Below are 18,904 nucleotides of genomic sequence, written 5' to 3'. Positions count from 1 at the left end.
CTTAATTAAAGTTTATTGTAAAAATTGTACCCTTATCAACTTGGCTGGTGGCTGAGATAGTGCCACCCATTGCTTCTACTTGAGTTCTTGTCAAAAATAGACCCACCCCTTTTGCGTCTGGGTGTCTATGAAAAACCTTATTTAGACCAAATAACTTATGTCTGTGTCTGTCTAAGTCAATACCTAGTCCATTATCCTTGAAAGTAAGGGTAATTTTACCATCTTCTAATTTTGAAGTTATAAATATTTCTGGTATTCTATCTTCTGATTTATACTTAATGGCATTCCCTATTAAATTCAGAAAAATACTATCCAAATAAATTCTATTATAGGAGATACTGCGTACCTGTGTAAAATCGCTGTTAATTATAGCTCCCGACTCCAAAATTACACCACTTAGAATTTCGTTCGTATTTTGAAGTACTTGTTTAAAATCTATATCTTCAAGGTCTTCTTCAGAATCACTAATCTTAGTTTTTAATGCTTCAATTAAGGTGTTTAATGTGAATGAGAGATGGTGTGTAACGGTTTCAAATTTATCGAAGATATCTAGTCGTTCTTTTTCATTTTCTGATAAGTTGTAAATCTCCAATAATGAATTAAGATTTGCTACAGGCGCCCTTAAATTATGAGAAGTGATGTGTGTAAAATCTGCAAGTTGTTTATTTTGATGCGATAATTTATGAGCTATAATTTCTAATTCTTCCTTTGCTTCTATGAGCTTTTGCTCTGCTTTTTTAGCTTCGGTTACATCTTGCGCCGTTCCAATCATTTCAACAATTTCATCACTTTCATTGGTAATGACTTTACCCATTAATTGAATTGTTTTAACAACTCCGCTTGTAGTTATAATTCGGTGTACAAAATTATAGAACTTTTTATCACTTGCAGCTTTATTGAAATAAGTAGTTACTATCTCTTTGTCTTCTGGATGTACAAACCCAAAATACGTGTCAAATTTTAAATCAATAAAATTTTCGTCCAATTCAACTAAGGTATAGAGGTTTTGGGACCACTTTACATGGTCTAAAACAGTATTCCACTGCCAATGTCCCATTAAACTAATTTGCTCGGCTAAAATTAATAAATCGTTTTTTCTGCGCAATTCATTTTTTACCTCCTTAATTTTTGAAATATCGGTAGCAACCGCAATAAAGCCTTCATTTAAACCTTTTTTATCATTAACGGCCGTTATGGTTGATAATACGGGAAATGTGGTTCCGTTTTTTCTTACAAAGGTCCATTGTCTTGTATCATTAACATTCTCGTTTCTATAGTTGAAATTGCTATCTGTAGAATCTTTAGCAAATTCTAAAATCATATCTGTTTTAAACTGTTCTAATTCGTCTTCCAGTAAATAAACACTAGGTTTTTTTAATCCGACCATTTCTTTGGCGGTATATCCTAATAATTGTTCTGCACCACTGTTAAACCTATTAATTATTCCGTCCTTACCCGTAGTAATAATAGCGGTATATTTAGAATTAAAAATTGCCTCTAGTTCAGCATGCGCTTTATTTAAGCGTTGTTCAGAATGTTTCAATGAAGTAACATCTTGTAATATACCAAACAATCTAGAAGCAATACCATCAACATATTCTATTTTACCAATTACTTTAAGGAACCTTAGATTTCCTTTGGCAGTCCTAATTTCATACTCAAAATTAACCTCATTTCCATTTACAATAATATCATTTAGAGCATTTTCAACCAGTTTTCTACTTTTATCATTTTCACAAAACTCCAAAGTACTATCTAAAGTTGGTTTGTAATCCGCAGGTACTTCATGAATATCATAGATTATTTGACTCCAGATTACATCATTGTTCCCTAATTCAACTTCCCAAGTTCCTATACGAGCAATTTCACTAGTATCTTTTAAGATAGATTCAAAACGTTTTTTCTCGAGTTCCTTTTCTTTTTGTATAGTAATATCTCCTGTATGCATGAGCAAACCACCAATTTCACCATTGGAGTTATACCATGGCCGAACGTCCCAATAAATCCATTGTATTGAGCCATCTTTACGATAAAAAGGAGCTTCATCACAAACATCTATAGCGCCATTTAAACATAGTTGATGTTTAGCTTTCCAATCGTCCCCTATCTCCGGAAAAATATCATAATGAGACCGGCCAACTATTTTCTCATCCACTAATTTAAAGTCTTTTAACCATCGTTGGGATGCTGCTAAATAAACCATGTCCGTATTTAGCATAGCTATTGCCGTAGGTGCCTGCTCAATAAATATTTGATGATGTATTTCTTGTAGCTCAGTATCTTTTTTACGTGTAGTCAATTTCCGATTTTTAACAAGAATATATGTTAAAAATAGTAATAAAAAACTGATGTTTACCTATCTACAAAATGATAAACACAAAAGAACTTTCGTTTTGAGAATTATAGTATATAAAAATAGATTTTATAAAATAAAACAGACAATTCTTTACAGTTTAAAAAATGAGTCTTTTTACTTTAAAACCTTCATTTAAAATTTAAAAGCCAATTAGCATACAAACACAATAAACTTTGGGTATTTACTTAATTGATGGCCTTTATCTGAACAAGAGATTTGGTTTGCACCTTTATTATTCAAAACTGTTTCTTCATGGTAGTCACATCTTATTCAACTTTAATTTTTATTTACAAATTTTATATAAAAAACTATTCTTTTTTCTTTCTAAGCTTCTTAATTAAAAACAGAATTTTTAGAATATTTTTCGATTTTAAAGACTGACCATGTGGTAGTTATCAATTGCTGAGCAATTTAATTCTAATAATTTCGGATATGAATAAACAGCATGGTAATACTTAAACCATACATATGCTCAACAACCAAATTTCTACAAATATTTTAATAAATTCTTATCTTTCTAATCAACTCTTTATCATAGAAGTAACCCCCATTGGTAAGCCCATCCATTGGAAATTTATCGTTCAATAAATATTGTTTGAAATATCTAAAATAGACCCAGCAAGAAGATGAAAAATAACAAGCTTCTTATTGTCAGCTATTCTTTTTCAATAAGAATAGCTAACAATTGAATTGCGGCATCACTAATTTTGGTCCCAGGGCCAAAAACAGCAGTGGCACCAGCATCATATAGAAATTGATAATCTTGCTTAGGTATTACGCCACCAACAATAACCATAATATCTTCTCTACCGTATTTTTTTAATTCTTTAATTACTGCGGGCACTAATGTCTTGTGCCCTGCCGCAAGAGATGAAACACCTAAAATATGCACATCATTTTCAACTGCCTGCTTTGCTGATTCTTCAGGAGTTTGAAATAAAGGTCCAATATCAACATCAAAACCTAAATCAGCATAACCAGTAGCAACAACCTTAGCTCCTCTATCATGCCCATCTTGACCCATTTTAGCAATCATAATACGAGGTCTACGACCATCTTGCTCTGCAAATTGATCACATAATACTTTTGCTTTTAAAAAGCTTTTATCATCTTTAATTTCTTTAGAATACACCCCAGAAAAAGAATTAATTACTGCTTTATGGCGACCAAAAACCGATTCTAATGCAGCGCTTATTTCACCCAAAGTAGCACGAACGCGAGCTGCATTTACAGCCAATGCAAGCAAATTTTTATCTGCAGGTAAATTTTGGTCATTATCCGCCATTTTTAGCTTAGCTGCCTCTTTTAATTCTATTAAAGCATTATTCACAGCATTCTCATCTCTTGTATTTTTTATAGAAGCTAAGCGCACTAATTGCTGTCTACGCACTTCTTGGTTGTCAACTTCTAGAATCTGCAGATCGTCTTCTTCTTTTAACTGAAACTTATTAACACCAACTATGACATCATTTACACTATCAATACGAGCCTGTTTACGAGCAGCTGCTTGTTCTATGCGCAGTTTAGGAATTCCTGCTTCTATAGCTTTTGTCATGCCCCCAAGCTCTTCTACTTCTTCCATTAAGACCCAAGCCTTTTTTACCAACTCATCGGTTAGGTATTCTACATAATAGCTGCCTGCCCAAGGGTCAACAGTTTTAGTAATCTTCGTTTCTTCTTGTAAAAAAATTTGAGTTTCACGAGCTATCCTGGCAGAGAAATCTGTAGGCAACGCAATAGCTTCATCCAATGCATTTGTATGTAAACTTTGTGTACCACCTAAAATGGCAGCAGTAGCTTCAATAGTAGTTCTAGCAACATTATTAAATGGGTCTTGCTCTGTTAAACTCCAACCACTAGTTTGGCAATGCGTACGTAAGGCCAGCGATTTTTCCGACTTGGGGTTAAATTGCTTCACCAATTTTGCCCACAACATTCTTGCCGCTCTCATTTTGGCAATCTCCATAAAATGATTCATCCCTATACCCCAGAAAAAAGATAATCGCGGAGCAAAATCATCAATCTTTAAACCCGCTTTTAGTCCGGTTTTAATATATTCTAATCCGTCTGCAAGCGTATATGCCAATTCAATATCCGCGGAAGCACCGGCTTCATGCATGTGGTACCCAGAAATACTAATGCTATTGAATTTTGGCATTAACTGACTTGTATATTCAAAAATATCAGCCACCAATTGCATAGATGGTTTTGGTGGATAGATATAGGTATTACGCACCATAAACTCCTTAAGAATATCGTTCTGTATGGTTCCTGCAAGTAATGCTTTATCAACCCCTTGCTCCTCTGCAGCCACTATATAAAATGCCATAATTGGTAAAACAGCACCATTCATAGTCATTGAAACGGACATCTTATCTAACGGAATTCCATCAAACAAAATCTTCATATCCTCAACGGAATCGATGGCCACACCAGCCTTACCAACATCACCAATTACTCGTTCATGGTCACTATCATAACCACGGTGGGTTGGCAAATCAAAAGCTACCGAAAGTCCTTTTTGACCACCTTTTAAATTCCTGCGGTAAAATGCGTTACTCTCTTCTGCTGTAGAAAAACCAGCGTATTGGCGAATAGTCCAAGGTCTGCGAACATACATTGTGGAATAAGGCCCACGAAGAAATGGCGGTATACCCGCAGCAAAATTTAGGTGTTCTATTTCTTTTATATCCTCTTTTGAAAAAGCAGATTTCAAAATGATTTTCTCCGCATTTTCATAGGCCTCACTTCGGCTACGCTCAGTGACCCCGATTATTTTAGAATCACCATCCGTACTCAAGGTAATATGACTTAAATCTTTCCTACTCATCATCCAATCTTTTTTGTTCAACATCTTCAGCTAAGCGTTTTTCTAGAATAGGTTGTATTAATGTTTTTCTAGTCTTGGTTTTTAAAAAAGGATATAATTCAAGATTATCCTTCATTAAGTCGGTTTCATTTACATACTTGTTAGTGCCTACTAAAACTTCTCGCCCTTCTTTAAATCGTAACATTTCTTTTTCAGCACTCTCCTGTATTTTTCTTTGAATGGTATTTTCTTTGAGTTGCTTTAAAAACCCACCACCATTTTCAATTGATTTAAATAATAACAGTGCTTTTTCTGTTAATTGATTTGTAATACTTTCAATGTAATAGGCGCCATCAGCAGGGTTTTCTACTTTATCGAAATAGCTCTCGTTTTTCAACAACAAAAGTTGATTTATAGCAATTCGTTCTCCAAATTCATTGTCTTTATGATAAATGGCATCATAAGGTAAATTAACAATTGTATCTGCTCCGCCTAAAACTGCTACCATACATTCTGTTGTAGTACGTAGCATATTAGTGTTGTAGTCGTATAGCGTTTTATTTCTTTTGGTAGGAGTTGCTATAATATGACAATCTGTAGCTACGTTATATTCCGCTGCTACTGTTTTCCACAATAACCGTAGCGCTCTTATTTTAGCAATTTCAAAAAAGTAATTAGTCCCAACGGATACTTTAAAGGTAATATTGAATACTTGCTTTTCTTTCTTGAAAAATAGATTTAAATATTCATTTGCATGGGCTAAGGAATATGCTAATTGTTGCACCATGTCCGCACCCGCATTTTGATACAAAGAAGAATCTACACTTAACACATTTTTAAACTTACCATTTAATATGTTTTCTTGGGTAGAAATATCCTTTGCTAGATTCGAGAACCAGTTTCCAGTTTTAGATAAGTGCCCAATAACATCAACATTTAAATGAATATTCTCATTATCCGGGCCTATTAATTCAAAAATAGATTGAACATAAGTTTGTGATAAAAACTCCATGTTCAAATAAACGGGAATACTATTTATTGCTATGTTTTTTAATAGCTTAGAAATATCTATTTCTTCAGAAGGAATCGTAAATGACAAACTCTCTACCCCTCTCTTAAGTGCTTTTAAAGCCTTTTCATTTGCTAGAGTAGCATTACCCGCGTAGATAAATTGACCAACTTTCCAAATGGACTTACTTGTTAAGTTTTTTGGAGTTGGAACAGCATCATCTGAATGATAGAAAGGTTTTACTTTAATCCCCTCTGGAGATTCCCAAACTAGGGTTTCATTATAATCTGCACCTTTTAAGTCGTACTGAATTTTTTGTTTCCATTCCTTTGCAGAAACAGCCGAAAACTCATTAAACAAAGGAATATTACTCATTTTTTAACTTATTTAAATACTATCACTATTTATACGCCATGGCGGATTTAATCTATTCTCACTACCATAATACAAAATAAGTTGATTTCCATCAACATCTTTTAATCTTGCTTCTCGCCATAACCATGTTTGGTCCGTAGGATCTTGCTCAAATTCAATTCCTTTTTCCTTAAGCTCAACAACAAAATTATCTAAGTCCATACATTCAAAATAAACATAAATGCCTTCTCCTTTTGGCAAATTATTAGTTTGATGAATAGAGAATGTTGAACCTCCGTCTGGACATTGAAACCTTGCGTAATTAGGTAACGCTTTTACAATTAATTGCATTCCTAACTTTTCGTAAAACGGAATTGATTTTGTCAAATCAATAGACGGAATTGTTACCTGATTTAAATTCATAAGCTATTTATGCAACTCGCCAAACACACTTTAAGATTTGATTTTTAAAAAATCAACATTTACAACGGAATATTACCATGCTTCTTCTTTGGCAAAGTTGCTACTTTATTCTCAAGCATTGTGTATGCTTTAATCAATTTTCTTCTTGTGTCTTTTGGCAAAATAACCTCATCTATAAAACCTCTTTGTGCAGCACTGTAAGGGTTTGCAAATAATTTTGCATACTCGGCCTCTTTTTCCGCCAATTTCGCCACAGGGTCTTCAGCCACACTAATTTCTTTTCTAAAAATAATTTCACTTGCTCCTTTTGCTCCCATTACTGCAATTTCTGCATTTGGCCAAGCATAATTTAAATCGGCACCAATATGTTTAGAATTCATTACATCATACGCGCCACCGTATGCTTTTCTGGTAATAACCGTTACTTTAGGCACGGTAGCTTCACTTAAAGCATATAATAACTTTGCGCCGTTGGTTATAATACCATTCCATTCTTGATCTGTACCTGGTAAAAATCCTGGTACATCTACCAATACTAAAAGTGGAATATTAAAACAATCGCAAAAACGAGTAAAACGTGCTGCCTTTTTAGAACTATCAACATCTAACACACCTGCCAAACTAATAGGCTGATTGGCAACAATACCAATACTTTTACCCCCTAACCTTGCAAAACCTACTACAATATTGTCTGCATATGCTGCATGTATTTCAAAGAAAGTATCTTGGTCTATAATTCCGTTGATGACATGACGCATATCGTAAGGCTGATTTGCATTCTCAGGAACAATATCTTCTAATACATCACGAACTTCATTACCTAGTTCAAACGGAATATCTGTTGGCTTATCCTCACAATTCTGAGGCATGTAACTAATCATCTTCTTAATTTGATTAATACATTGAATATCATTCGCAGCCGTTAAATGGGTTACTCCAGATTTGGTAGCATGTGTTATTGCACCACCCAATTCTTCTGATGTTACCTCTTCATTTGTTACCGTTTTTACCACATTAGGACCTGTAACGAACATATAACTAGAGTTCTCGACCATTAAGGTGAAGTCCGTCATTGCAGGCGAGTATACCGCTCCCCCGGCACAAGGTCCCATTATTGCAGAAATCTGCGGAATTACTCCCGATGCCATTACGTTTTTATGAAAAATATCGGCATAGCCACCTAATGAACGTACCCCTTCCTGAATTCGAGCGCCACCACTGTCATTCAGACCAATCATGGGGACACCTATCTTCATGGCCATATCCATAATTTTACAGATTTTTTCGGCATGGGTTTCAGATAGCGCACCCCCAAAAACAGTAAAATCTTGTGCAAAAACACAAACTTGTCTGCCGTTAATAGTACCATAACCAGTTACCACTCCGTCTCCATAGAAGACTTGTTTTTCCATACCAAAATCTTTAGTACGGTGGGTAACTAAAGCACCCATTTCTTCAAATGAGCCCTCATCTAACAAAAAATGAACACGTTCGCGAGCAGTTAACTTTCCTTTGGCGTGCTGTTTATCAATACGTACTTGACCACCACCTAGTTTAGCCAATGCCAGTTTCTCTGCTAGTATTTGTTTATTATCTTTCATTCTAGTTTTTCAAATCGATTTGCAATTCTAAGCTCTATTCTTCTGCCAATTCGAAGAAATTTTAGTCGGAATTTTTACTATTTTATCATTTTCTAAATATAGCTTCAAGGCAACTAATGCCGCTATTCTTCTTTCTTCAGCATACTGCTTTTCTAAATGCTCTGGAGAATAATAGTTTTTGACAAAATGTGTATCGAAATTTCCTGAAGTAAAAGCTTCATGCTCACATACAAATTTGCCAAAAGATAAGGTTGTAGCAACACCTTCAACTTTATAGTTATCAATTGCTTTTATCATTAATTGAATAGCTTCTTCCCTGTTTTTTCCATAGGTAATCAACTTAGAAATCATTGGGTCATAATAAATAGGAACCTCCATACCTTCCTCAAAACCATCATCAACACGAATACCCTCTCCTACCGGGGTTTTATAAGTTGATAACGTACCTATGCTAGGCATAAAATTAGCTAACGGGTCTTCCGCATACACACGAACCTCAAGCGCATGACCTGTTATTTTCAAATCTTCTTGGGTAAAAGCTAACTTTTCGCCACGGGCCACTTTAATTTGTTGTTCTACTAAATCTATACCAGATATTAATTCAGAAACTGGATGCTCTACTTGCAACCTTGTGTTCATTTCTAAGAAGTAAAAATTCTTTTTTTCATCCAGTAAAAATTCAACGGTACCAGCACCCACATAATCACAAGCTTTTGCCACTTTAATAGCAGCTTCACCCATTGCTGTTCTAATTTCTGGAGTTAGAACCGCTGATGGAGCTTCTTCCACTACTTTTTGATGCCTTCTTTGCACGCTACATTCCCGCTCAAATAAATGAACCGTATTACCATGCGTATCGGCAAGTACTTGAATTTCTATATGTCTGGGCGAGCCCACATATTTTTCTATAAAAACGGAACCATCTCCAAAAGCAGCCTGTGCTTCGCTGATGGCCCGTTGCATTTGTTCTGGTAGATCCTTCAAGTTTTCAACCACACGCATTCCCTTACCACCACCACCTGCAGAAGCTTTTATTAAAATTGGAAAGCCTATTTGTTTAGCTACTTTTTCTGCTAAAGCCACATCGGTTATTGCCTCTTCAATACCAGGCACCATAGGAATATCATAATCTCTAACAGCTTCTTTTGCCGCTAGTTTATTCCCCATAACCTTAATCGCATGAGGTTTTGGTCCAATAAACACTATACCATTATCCTGGACCATTTGAGCAAAAACAGCATTTTCACTTAAAAATCCGTAACCTGGGTGAATACCTTCTGCTCCTGTTACCTTAGCAGCATTAATAACTTTCTCCATCACCAGATAAGATTCTGATGACGGCGCAGGCCCTAACAATACTGCTTCATCGGCAAATTTTACATGGGGTGAATGACGGTCGACTTCTGAATAAACGGCAACTGTTTTGATACCCATTTTTTGGGCAGTTTTCATTATTCGCAAAGCTATTTCACCACGGTTGGCTATCAATATTTTTTTCATTAAAACTTAATTTACTCCATAATCGAGGTTTAATTTCGAACGATTTACATCTAAATTTCAAGAGTTTCCTCTTATGACCATCGTGTATTTCTATTCCATTTCAATAATTACCTGCCCTTTTTCTACGGCATCGTCTTTTTTTACTTCAATAGATTTAATTATTCCCTCACCTTGAGCAAGAATAATATTCTCCATCTTCATTGCCGACAAAACTAACAATGGAGTGCCTTCTACAATCTCTTCACCTACCTCAACCATTACATCAACAATTAACCCGGGCATAGGAGCTTTAACCTCATTCAGTTTTTGAGTCGTTACTGCCAGCAATCCCATTTTTTTAACCTGCTGATCGTATTCATCTTCAAGCTTAACCTCATATATATTGCCATTAACAGAAAGTGAAATAGTCTTGTTTAAATAATCTGCATGGTGTATTTCTACCTCAAAAGCAGTATTGTTATCTAAAACATGAAGGGTTTGTGCGTTAACGGCAATGCTATCTAAAGAATCGGCATCGCTAGTTTTGAATTCTAATTCTTCCTCGTTTACTGTAATTAAATAGTTCGACATATGTTATGATGTAAATACATTTTTTTGGTGAATCAAAGATATTGAAAAAGATTGGCGATGTCATTTACAAAAAAAGACTGCCTTTTCTGATAATAATTCAAATTATCCGAAATGTTGAAAGTATTTAAACTTTGTTCGTACGTCCAAAAAAAATATTGACATAACTAAAGTAATTGAACGACCCTTAGTATCTTTCCACCCAGTTTTCATTAAAATACTTTAATATGGCAACAGCTAAATCTCAAAAAGAGCTAAAGCAATCTTCTCTTGAACTGCATTTTACTCAATTTAAATCACATGTAGTAGGAGAAAATGCCAAATTTGATTCGGTTTATGGAACTCAAAATCTACTTTATGCAGACTGGATTGCTAGCGGCAGACTTTATGGCCCCATTGAAGACACCATGCGAAATACTATAGGCCCAATGATTGCCAATACACATTCGTTTTCAAGTGAAACAGGGAAAGCATCTACATATGCCTATAAACATGCTAGAGAAATAATTAAAAAGCATGTAAATGCAAATGAAAATGATGTACTGGTAACTGCCGGTACAGGTATGACGGGTGTGCTCTCTAGACTTCAACGTATAATGGGACTTCGGTGGCCAGACACGATAAAAAATAAAATAAAATTACCGGAGAATGAACGTCCGGTTGTTTTTATTTCTCACATGGAACACCATTCTAATCAAGTTCCTTGGATGGAAACCATTGCTGATGTAGTTATTGTTCCTTGCGATGAAAACAACCTTATCTGTCCTGAAAAACTAAGAGCGGAAGTTGAAAAATACGCGGACCGCCCACAAAAAATAGGAGCATTTACAGCTTGTTCCAATGTAACGGGCATAATTTCTAGATACCATGAACTAGCAAAAGTAATGCACCAAAACAAAGGAATATGTATTATGGATTTTGCTGCTTCTGCACCCTATGTAGAAATAAACATGCATCCAAAAGACCCAGAGGCTTATTTAGATGCTATACTGTTTTCTCCACATAAATTCTTAGGAGGCCCAGGTACTTGTGGCGTATTAGTTTTCAATAAAAATCTGTACAATACGAATTGTCCCGATGTACCTGGTGGTGGAAATGTAAAATGGACCAACCCATGGGGCGCATACAGCTATTATACAGATATTGAAACTAAAGAAGATGGTGGAACCCCAGGTTTTCTTCAAGTAATGCGTACAGCTCTTGTTATTCGCCTAAAAGAAAAAATGGGCACTTCGAACATTGAAAAACGCGAAGAAGAATTATTAGCGCAATGTTTTACAGCTTTTAAACAAATTGAAGGTCTGTTTATCTTAGGTGATAATGATGCAAAACGCATAGGAGTAGTTTCCTTTGGAATAGAAGGAGCTCATTACAATCTTGTGGTTCGTTTATTAAATGACAAATTTGGAATTCAAGTTAGAGGAGGTTGGTCATGTGCCAGCACCTATTGCCATTATCTATTTGATATGGACAACGATTCTTCTACGACTATGTCCAAAGACATTGAAAACAGTAATTTGACTGACAAACCTGGTTGGGTACGATTGTCATTACATCCTATTACGTCTAATGAAGAATTAGTTTATATCTGTGATGCTATTAATGAAGTTGCTCACAATTTTAAAGAATGGGGTAAAGATTACGTTTACAACCCAAAAACCAATGAGTTTGATTTTAAGAATTGTGGAGACGAAAAAATCATTAAAGAAGTTACTGATTGGTTTGCTATTTAATTGTAGTACAGTTTGTTTATAAAAAATTTATAGTCTTTAATATCAGTAAATTACCGCAAACAGTATTCCGTATCATTAATAGTAATCAAAAACAAAAAATCCAATCTATTTATTTAGGTTGGATTTTTTGTTTCACCCCTTATATTGGGACTGAATTATGCGAAATAAGCACTTGTAATTCAATCATTTAATAACCACTTAAATTTAAGAGAATTCAAAATGAATGTGTTTATTATTTTACTAATTTTAAGTTACTCTCCCTCCTATTGTTAACAAACAATAAAAATTAAAGACTAACTATAAATTAACTGAACTAAAAATGAAAAACATGACTTACTTAACACTATTTCTAAGCTCGTTGTTACTGATATCTTGTAGCAGTCCAGAGCAATCATCACAAGAAGAGCTAACGGCAATTACCGCCAAAACAATGATAGAGCAAGAAGATAACTATCTCTATGGCATTGAAATTTATTATTCAAGTGCAGAAGCGGAAATTAAAAATTTAGAAAATCAAAAAATAAAACTGGTTGCCGAATTAGAAAATGGCAACAAAGAGGCAATGGAACAAATTGAAAATATTCAAATTCAGATTGGTAAATTAATTCGATTTAATGAATTTTTATATTCAATAAAAAAACCTAAAGGACCTATCGGTCCAATTCCACCGCCTAAGCCATGTCTAGTAGGCGGAGAAAACAATTGCATTCCCATACAAAATATTTCTTCAAAATCTGTAATAGTCCTAGGCGAAGAATTAATGGTTACTGATATTATCATGAAAAACAATAAAAATCAATCGTTTAAAACAACATTTGAGTCCATTAAAGATGAATTTGGTCAAAGTGCCCTACAATTAAAAACCGGTCTAAAAGGAGAGGGAATTATGTACACCACACTAAAAACAAAAGCTGTTGGCGAAATTACTATTCCAACTCCAGTAATTAGTATGTAAATTACTTGAAATCAGTATATTTAAGCTCTCCGGCAAAAGGGGAGCTTTTTTTATGAAGTATCTTGTAATACTCCAAATTGGAATCTTTCTTTGTTTTCAGAGTTCTAACTCACAAACTTCAGAATTAGAACAGGCGTATAACAATGCCTATAATTATCACTATACCAATAAAGACAGTGCCTACCATTACTATCGTAAAACAATTGATTTAGGGGATAAGCAGAATGAATTAGAATATATGCTAAGTGCTTATATTTATTTAATGAATGCCAATGGGCACTATTATGATTTAAAAAATTATCAAAAAAACTTAAAACAAGAAGATAGTCTTTTGCTCCATGATCAGCGTTTTAAAAGTTTAGAAAACATTAATTATTATAAAGATTATTTGCTTTTTGACAAAGGTAATTATCACTATAAAATTAAAGACTATGCTACTGCTAAAGGGTATTTTCAAAAACTCCTCACAAAACTTATATCAATACCTAAAGAACAACGCAACAGTAATGATTTGGCCACTTTATCAAGTGTTTATAGCTTTTTAGGGGCAATTTACAAACACACAGGCAAATATGAACTAGCCGAGTATAATTACAAAAAAGATATTGCATTAGTATCCACCTACCGAGATAGTTTTATCGATTGGACCACTTCGACAATGAACTCTAAAAAACTGCTATCACAGGTCTATGAAAGTAAAAAAAATTATACGGCAGCAAACCTTTTGCTGATTGAAACTCTTGAATTTTATAAATCACAGTTAAAAGACCCTAGTTTTAAGAATAGAATTCTCTCTACCTATATTCTATTGGCTAAAAATTATAACCTACAAGAAAATTTCTCCTCAGCCATTGCAACATTGGATGAAAGTGCCCAGCTACATTTTGAAGATAATCCATTTTCAAGGGAGGTAGACTTAATATATGGCGATGCCTATTTAGGTTTTAAAGATTTTGACAAAGCAGAAGCTTATTTTACTAGAGCATTATTAAAAATAACCACTTACCGAGAAAATCAAAAACATCCAGATCTTGCAGAGGTTTATGCACGTTTGGGAAAGGTGGCTTTAAAGAAAAAGAACATACAAGTTGCTTTAACGAACTATCAAAGAGCTTTGATGCAATTAGAAGACGATTTTAACAACCCTGAATTTAGTTCAAATCCCGATCCAAACAAGGTACTTTCTAAAATAGTCTTAATTACCACTTTAAAAGAAAAACTCAATACTCTTTTAGAGAGTTATACCATTACAAAAGATATTGAATATTTAAAAAAAGCAAATATCACTTCTAAAGCCTTTATAAAAACATTAGATGTTTTACGACCAGAATTTGAAAGTAAATTAGATAAAGAGTTTTTGACTACAGAAACCTATCCTACTATTCAAACAATGGTTTTAATTTCTTATGATTTATACCAAGAGAGCAAAGAAAAAAAATACCTAAATGATGCTTTTTATTTTATAGAAAAAAGCAAAAGTATTGCTCTTTTGGAGGCTCATAGAAATTCGGAAGCTACCAAATATGGAAATATACCAGAAGATGTATTTAGTGAAGAGCAACTATATAGGGCTAAAATATCTTATTTAGACAAGGAAATTTTCAATTCAAAACTAAATGAAAAAGACGCCTTAATCGACTCACTTTTTACAACTAAAAAAAGATATTATGATTACATCGCTAAAATTGAAAAAGACTACCCAAAATACCATGCATTAAAATATATGTCGGACGTTATTTCTACCGAAGAAATAAAAAAACAATTAAATAAAAACCAATCGCTATTCAGTTATTTAGTTACGGATAATTCCATATTACTCATCGTACTAAATCATAAAAATGAAACTTTTTATAAATTACCCTTTAACGAAAACTTAAAGAAAACAATTACCGATTTTTACCGTCAATTATCAACACCAAACATTGAAGATAGAACAGCTTATAGCAAAAACAGCGCGCTTATTTACAAAGCAATTATTGAGCCTGCACTTGCCGCTAACCATACTTCAGATATTATTATTCTTGCCGATGATGTGCTTAATTATATACCATTTGATGTGTTGCAAACAAATTCGGAAAATGAAAGGTCATATTTACTTTCTAAGTACACCATAAGTTATGCTAGTTCTGCAACATTACTACAAGAACAGAATAAGACGATGGTTAAAAGCAGTAATAAGCTCATGATATTTGCTCCACATTTTAACCAAAACACTTCAAAACAAAAAGCTAGTCAAGAACGAATTGATTTTGGACCTTTACTTTATAATGGAAAAGAAGCACAAAATATTTCTGCCTATTTTAAAGGAACTGTTTACGATGGAAATAAGGCAAGTATAGAAAATTTTCAAAAGGATTTTGGTTCATATAATTTAATTCACTTTGCTACCCACGCTTCGGCCAATGACGAATTTCCAGATTATTCTTATTTAGCATTTGAAGATACTGAAGACAATTCCAATTTACTTTATGTTAAAGACTTATATAATTATCACATAGATGCAGACCTGGTAACTTTAAGCGCTTGCCAAACGGGTTTTGGGAAATTACAAAAAGGCGAAGGTATGTTAAGTTTGGCACGAGGTTTTAATTATGCTGGTGTGCCAGCATTAGTTACTTCTTTGTGGAAAATAAATGACCAGAGCACTTCTGAAATAATGAAACTATTTTATGAAAACCTAAGTGATGGTTTAAACAAAAAAGAAGCATTACGGCAGGCAAAATTAAGCTACTTAAACTCAAATGATGATGCTATTTTAAGACACCCATACTATTGGTCGGGTATTTTAATAACCGGCAATACTGCAGCATTAAACACTACAAATTATTTATTGTGGTCAATTTTAACCATTATCGGAATACTTCTAATTTGGTTTTTAAACAAAAAACTATTTAAACTCTTTAAGTAGTTTTTGTGCTTCCATAGTTTTATAATTACCATCGGAAATAACTTTTTCCAATGTTAATTTAGCATTAGGAACATCATTAAGCCTTAAATACGCAAGGGCTAAATACCATTTCGTTTTTTCTGTTAATGTATCTGTAGTTTTTAAATGTTCTAACAATAACGGAACTGCTTCTTTAGCCTTTTCTAATTTTAACAAGGCATTGGCTTTATAAAACAAATAATAAGGTTCTTTCGTATCAGAATACAAATTTGAAAATAAAGTTATTGCTTTATCATATTCCCCTTTCTCATAGGCTAAAAAGGCAAGGCTTTTTTCATCTTGCTGTTCATTACCTCTTTGCATGGGCTGTACCACATTACGGTAGGGCTCAAAATAACTTACAAATAAGTCATCTGTAGAGGTCTTTTGATTTAAAGTCAAGAAATAACTTAACCCTAAAAGTAGAATTATACTGGCCGCTGCCATCCACTTTACATATGAACGGCGAGGTAATGAATCTTTACTTCTAGCTTTCGATTCTAATTCTGAAATTAAATTTCTAAAATTATCATCATCCTCTTTCTTAATGGCCGTTTTTAAATTGGATTGAAAGTTATATTCAGCAATAAATTCTGCATCGTTTTTTAGGAGATCTTCAACCAGCAATACTTCTTCAGAACTTAGTTTGTTAAGAATATATTTTTCAATTAAATCTTCTTGCTTTGTCATAGGCTACGATTTAATCATGTCTTTCAGGGTTTTTAAACATCTAGATTTTTGACTTCTTACAACACTGCTATCGGTATAATCTGAATGTTCCACAATTTCATCAATACTTAGTCCTCTAGAATAGAACAAGGTTAACACTTCTTGACATTTTTTTCCTAATTTTTTAAAATAGGTATTTAAAAGACCTTGTTCATGACTTAATTCGTTTTCATTGTTTTCCGTAGAAATAATTTCAATTGCATCATGTATTCCACTTTTTGATGGTTCATAAGAAGTAGTTCTCTTCTTTTCCTTTAATAGGTCAAAAATCATAAACTTTCCAATACCAAAAAGGTATGTTTTTAAAGAGCTATTTACGGAACTTAATTTATCGTTTAAAGCATGCTTTCTCAATGCTATAAAAGCTTCTTGATAAATATCCGATAAGTCATCATAAGATAGTCCATACTTTTTTCCAAAATTTAAAAAAGCCTCCCTTTGGCTATTGTAAAGCTTACTTACTGCTAAAGGGTCTCCCGTTTTTAGTGCTTTTATATGGTTTTCTTCCATCTACTCTTTTTGGAAATCTTTAGGTGAAATTACAATCGGTGTTATTTTTTAAAATAAAATGTTAACAATGCAATTTTTGCCCTGACTAAAGATAAATGAAAAACATATAAATCATGCGAAAATTAGCAATCACGGTACTTTTCTTAATGGCACTTGTAGGAAACGTACAAGAATTAGAAGCTCAATTCCTAAAAAGACTTGGTGAACGAGCAGAAGATGCCGCAAAGGAAGCGGTCATTCGAAAAACAGAACAAAAAGTAAACAAAGAAACCGAAAAAACCATGGACACCATTTTAGATGGGAAAAGAGGCGGCAAAAAGAAGAAGAACAAAAAAACAACTAAAAATGATCATGGAGAATCCGATGGTATTTATGAAGAGGGTGAAATTACGAACAGTAACTCATCGGATAATCAATTTGGAATCTATAGCAATTTCACTTTTGTCCCCGGAAACAAGCTATTGTTTTACGATGATTTTAAAACGGATGCCTTAGGTGATTTTCCTGCCAATTGGGAAACAGGAGGTTCTGGAGAAGTAGTGACAATTAAAGGTTCTGAAGATAAATGGCTATCTATTGTAAGGCGTTCTGGGTATTTACCAACAATGGAAAATATATTACCAGAAAATTATACCATAGAATTTGATTTAGTCAATAATGGCTATGGTACAGGAAAACCAAGTAGTAAACTCTTTTTTACATTATTGTCCAAAAAATCATACGCTGGTGGTAGCGGAGGCATTTTATCGGTAGTAGAAATTTTGCTTTCATCTGGTGGTTTTAACGTAAGTCAAGTTTCTAATTGGGGAGCTGAAATGAGAGTTGGTAGCACTATCGATAGATCATTTATGGAATATTTAAATAGCACCATTCATATCTCCATCGCGGTAAATAAAAAAAGGCTGAGAATGTGGGTGAACGAAGAAAAAGTAATCGACTCTCCCAATTTAATTCAAGAAAGTACAGGTAAGTATTTTTTAATTGAAGCTTTAGACATTATTCCTGAATCAGACCACTTTGTAGGAATATCAAATTTCAGAATTTCCGAATCTACCGAAGACTTACGTTCCCTTCTGCTTAAAAACGGAAAATTCAGCACTACAGGCATCTATTTTGATACTGCGGCTGCAACCGTAAAAAAAGAATCGTACGGCATATTATTAGACATCGCCAATATGTTACGCGATAACCCGGACATCAACATACAAATAGTTGGGCACACAGATAACCAAGGTGATGACAATTACAATCAAACCCTTTCTGAAAAAAGAGCGGCTTCTGTACGTCAAATTCTGATAGAGGAGTTTGGCATCAATGAAGATAAACTACAGTTTATAGGTAAAGGGGAAACAGAAGCTGTTGATAATAACAACACTGAAAAAGGAAGAGCAAATAACCGAAGAGTAGAATTTATTAAAATATAAAACCTTAC

At 33.8% G+C, this 18,904-nt stretch carries 13 protein-coding genes; 4 read left to right on the top strand and 9 right to left on the bottom strand.

The genetic code is table 11. The features are described 5' to 3' along the window. Nucleotide 1: 1 nt before the first annotated feature. From BTR34_RS09715 to BTR34_RS09685, 7 genes are all read right to left on the bottom strand, one after another. A complete protein-coding gene (locus tag BTR34_RS09715) occupies nucleotides 2-2,299 on the bottom strand; it encodes a PAS domain S-box protein (protein WP_068480789.1) in 2,298 nt (765 codons plus the stop codon). A 712-nt stretch (nucleotides 2,300-3,011) separates the two neighbouring features. Further along, a complete protein-coding gene (scpA, locus tag BTR34_RS09710; RefSeq protein WP_068481840.1) occupies nucleotides 3,012-5,186 on the bottom strand; it encodes a methylmalonyl-CoA mutase in 2,175 nt (724 codons plus the stop codon). After that, entirely contained in the window at nucleotides 5,179-6,549 is a 1,371-nt protein-coding gene (locus BTR34_RS09705) for a methylmalonyl-CoA mutase subunit beta (RefSeq protein WP_068480786.1), read from the bottom strand. The genes scpA and BTR34_RS09705 overlap by 8 nt, the downstream gene beginning before the upstream one ends. A gap of 12 nt (nucleotides 6,550-6,561) precedes the next feature. Next, the gene (locus tag BTR34_RS09700) at nucleotides 6,562-6,951 is read right to left on the bottom strand and encodes a VOC family protein (RefSeq protein WP_068480783.1); all 390 of its coding nucleotides are present in this window, start codon (nucleotides 6,949-6,951) and stop codon (nucleotides 6,562-6,564) included. Between the two features lie 59 nt (nucleotides 6,952-7,010). After that, the gene (locus BTR34_RS09695) at nucleotides 7,011-8,552 is read right to left on the bottom strand and encodes an acyl-CoA carboxylase subunit beta (RefSeq protein ID WP_068480780.1); all 1,542 of its coding nucleotides are present in this window, start codon (nucleotides 8,550-8,552) and stop codon (nucleotides 7,011-7,013) included. 27 nt (nucleotides 8,553-8,579) lie between these two features. Then, nucleotides 8,580-10,052, bottom strand: a complete 1,473-nt coding sequence (accC, locus tag BTR34_RS09690; protein ID WP_068480777.1) for an acetyl-CoA carboxylase biotin carboxylase subunit — start codon at nucleotides 10,050-10,052, stop codon at nucleotides 8,580-8,582. Between the two features lie 90 nt (nucleotides 10,053-10,142). Further along, entirely contained in the window at nucleotides 10,143-10,622 is a 480-nt protein-coding gene (locus BTR34_RS09685) for a biotin/lipoyl-containing protein (RefSeq protein WP_068480774.1), read from the bottom strand. A gap of 224 nt (nucleotides 10,623-10,846) precedes the next feature. Between BTR34_RS09685 and BTR34_RS09680 the strand changes: the two genes are divergently transcribed. The 3 genes from BTR34_RS09680 to BTR34_RS09670 all read left to right on the top strand — a co-directional run bounded on the left by BTR34_RS09680 (nucleotide 10,847) and on the right by BTR34_RS09670 (nucleotide 16,215). Then, nucleotides 10,847-12,352 carry an aminotransferase class V-fold PLP-dependent enzyme gene (locus BTR34_RS09680; protein WP_068480771.1) on the top strand — a complete coding sequence of 502 codons (1,506 nt, stop codon included), beginning with the start codon at nucleotides 10,847-10,849 and terminating at the stop codon, nucleotides 12,350-12,352. Between the two features lie 319 nt (nucleotides 12,353-12,671). Continuing rightward, a complete protein-coding gene (locus BTR34_RS09675; RefSeq protein ID WP_074472125.1) occupies nucleotides 12,672-13,307 on the top strand; it encodes a hypothetical protein in 636 nt (211 codons plus the stop codon). A 52-nt stretch (nucleotides 13,308-13,359) separates the two neighbouring features. Further along, a complete protein-coding gene (locus tag BTR34_RS09670) occupies nucleotides 13,360-16,215 on the top strand; it encodes a CHAT domain-containing protein (protein ID WP_068480765.1) in 2,856 nt (951 codons plus the stop codon). Here the strand turns inward: BTR34_RS09670 and BTR34_RS09665 are convergent. Both BTR34_RS09665 and BTR34_RS09660 read right to left on the bottom strand, forming a co-directional pair. Further along, on the bottom strand, nucleotides 16,195-16,923 hold the full coding sequence (locus tag BTR34_RS09665; RefSeq protein WP_068480761.1) for a tetratricopeptide repeat protein: 729 nt from the start codon (nucleotides 16,921-16,923) through the stop codon (nucleotides 16,195-16,197). The genes BTR34_RS09670 and BTR34_RS09665 overlap by 21 nt on opposite strands. Before the next feature lie 3 nt (nucleotides 16,924-16,926). Then, a complete protein-coding gene (locus tag BTR34_RS09660; protein ID WP_068480759.1) occupies nucleotides 16,927-17,472 on the bottom strand; it encodes an RNA polymerase sigma factor in 546 nt (181 codons plus the stop codon). A gap of 113 nt (nucleotides 17,473-17,585) precedes the next feature. On the opposite strand from BTR34_RS09660, the gene BTR34_RS09655 reads away from it, so the two are divergent. Further along, on the top strand, nucleotides 17,586-18,896 hold the full coding sequence (locus BTR34_RS09655) for an OmpA family protein (RefSeq protein ID WP_068480756.1): 1,311 nt from the start codon (nucleotides 17,586-17,588) through the stop codon (nucleotides 18,894-18,896). Nucleotides 18,897-18,904 lie beyond the last annotated feature (8 nt).

Source organism: Maribacter hydrothermalis (assembly GCF_001913155.1).
GTDB lineage: Bacteria > Bacteroidota > Bacteroidia > Flavobacteriales > Flavobacteriaceae > Maribacter > Maribacter hydrothermalis.
Note: the sequence above shows the minus strand (reverse complement) of the source record. Positions and strands in the feature narration are given on the sequence as shown.